Raw genomic sequence first — 1927 nt, 5'->3', positions numbered from 1 at the left:
GTAACCGTTCAGGGCTGGTGTTGAGGCCGGCGTCGCGGTGTGCAACCCGTGGCGGATGCGGACGAAACTCCCTGCGATGCTGGAATCGAAGATTGAACGGCTGGTCCACGAGTACCTGGTGGAGCAGCAACGCCTGGTGAAGGCGGCGGTGGAGCGCGCGTTCTCGGCGGTGGCTCCCGTGCCCTCCGTGGCGATGCAGCGGCGGGGGACGAGAGTCCGACGCTCTTCAGGTGCCGTCGCCGGCCTCGCGGAGCGGTTGCTCGAAGCGGTGCAGGCGTGTCCGGGCGAGACGATGACGGTCATCGCCGCGCACGTCGGAGAAAAGCCACGGGCGCTTCATCGACCGATGATGCGTTTGAAGCACGAGGGCCGCGTGCGCAGCGCAGGAGAGCGGAACGCGACGCGCTACTTCCCCATGGGAGGGAAGGCCACGTAGCACTCAGGGCGCGGCGAAGAGCGAGGGTGGGGGCGCCCCCGTCCGGGCGGTGGTGCAGCAGGCCGTCAGGAATTCGAGCACATTCTTTTCCTGCTTGCGGGCGGTGTGCGCCACCGTCATCACCCTCTCGGCGAAGAGGTTCCCCCGGGTGCTCTGCGTGCCGAAGCTTCGCTTGCGCCACAGGACGAAGGCCCGCAGCTCGCGCTCAGCGTGGTTGTTCGTGGGCTCGACTCCCTCCCTGTCGACGAAAGTCCACAGCGCCGCCCGGTGCTTGAGGATGTCCTCACAGGAGCCGGAGACGTGCGGCAGCCTCGCGGCCACCGCGCGCTCAAGCAGGGCTTCCACCTGGGCGCGTACCGGGGCCATGCGCCCTTGCAGCGCGTCCCGCTGCAATTCGCCGCTCCTGAGTTGTCCCCAGTAGTCGAAGAGGATGCCGATGTAGTCGAGGAGCTCGCGCCCAATCGCTCCGGCTGGCCCGTCGCGCTCCGAGAAGGAAATGGCCTTCCTCAAGAGGTGGGCCCAGCACACCTGCCGCGCTTCCATGGCCCAGAAATTCAGCGCGGTGGCGCGGTCGCTCACGAGGACACCGAGCTTCAGGCTGAAGAGCGATGCGAGCGTCCGCGACTTGCCGTCCGTCAGAATCTTGAAGACGGTGGCCATTGACGAGGCGATGGTCCACAGCGCGCGCGCCAGGCCCCCCTCAAGCCACTGGGTGCCGTCCGTGTGCTTCACCGGCGCCGACAACACCTGGGCCCAGGCCTCGTCCACCGCGGGCTTCACGGCCTCGCTGACGCGCGCCTCGACGGCGCTCACCGCCCCCAGGGAAATGTCGATGCCCAGCACATCCCCCAGAAGCCTCACTGTCGAGCGCCGACTCAGGTGGTAGACGCCCGTCAAAAGGCCAACGACGGCCGATAGCCGCGGGCCGAAGGGCGACGTCGGAATCGGCGCGGTGCTCGCCCACGTCTCATGGTTGCACGTGGGGCACTCCACGCCATGACGCACCCACTGCGTGACGTGGGCCTTGAGCGGCGGCAACTCCACGGATTGGTAGCGCCGCACCCGCGTGCCACCTTCGGGCGAGAGGGGAGCCCAGCAATTCTCACACGCGGACGGGAAGAGGTGCTTGAACTCACTCACCTTCTCCTCGGCAACCAGCGCGCGTGTCAGGCCTTGGTGTCCCGGCTGCCCCCCGCGCTTCTTCCCACTCCCGCTCTGCTTGCACCGCTCCGCCTTCTGCCCCGGCGTATCGCTCGACGGTGGCCGGTTCGTGTTGCCCGAGTTGCGCCGCAACTGCTCCCGCAACTCCTGCACCAGTCGAGTCAGCTCCTCGACTTGACGCTCGAGCTCCGCGATGCGCGCATCCTTGGGGTCGACCTCGGCCACGACACGTCGTGTCCCATGCCCCACGCCGCGTCAGCGAGCGACGAGCCTCCCGTCGGCTGCTGGCCTGCTCCTTCTTCAGCCGCCCATCCCACCTGAACGCTTACG

Annotated in this window: 2 protein-coding genes; one reads left to right on the top strand and one right to left on the bottom strand. The window is 68.0% G+C overall.

Features of this window, described 5'->3' with window-relative positions; translation table 11 throughout:
- Positions 1-76: 76 nt before the first annotated feature.
- Positions 77-436 (top strand): winged helix-turn-helix domain-containing protein, encoded by a 360-nt coding sequence (locus tag HV826_RS36240; protein WP_255217600.1) that lies wholly within the window; start codon positions 77-79, stop codon positions 434-436.
- Positions 437-439: 3 nt separating this feature from the next.
- On the opposite strand, the gene tnpC is transcribed toward HV826_RS36240, so the two are convergent.
- Entirely contained in the window at positions 440-1846 is a 1407-nt protein-coding gene (gene tnpC, locus HV826_RS36235) for an IS66 family transposase (protein WP_176421557.1), read from the bottom strand.
- Positions 1847-1927: the final 81 nt, after the last annotated feature.

The organism is Myxococcus sp. AM010 (assembly GCF_013372585.1).
Classification (GTDB): Bacteria; Myxococcota; Myxococcia; order Myxococcales; family Myxococcaceae; genus Myxococcus; species Myxococcus vastator.
Note: the sequence above shows the minus strand (reverse complement) of the source record. Positions and strands in the feature narration are given on the sequence as shown.

What these genes read in the sequence shown, in the direction of transcription:
- HV826_RS36240 (WP_255217600.1), top strand. Translation starts at nt 77, where the DNA reads ATGCTGGAATCGAAGATTGAACGGCTGGTCCACGAGTACCTGGTGGAG.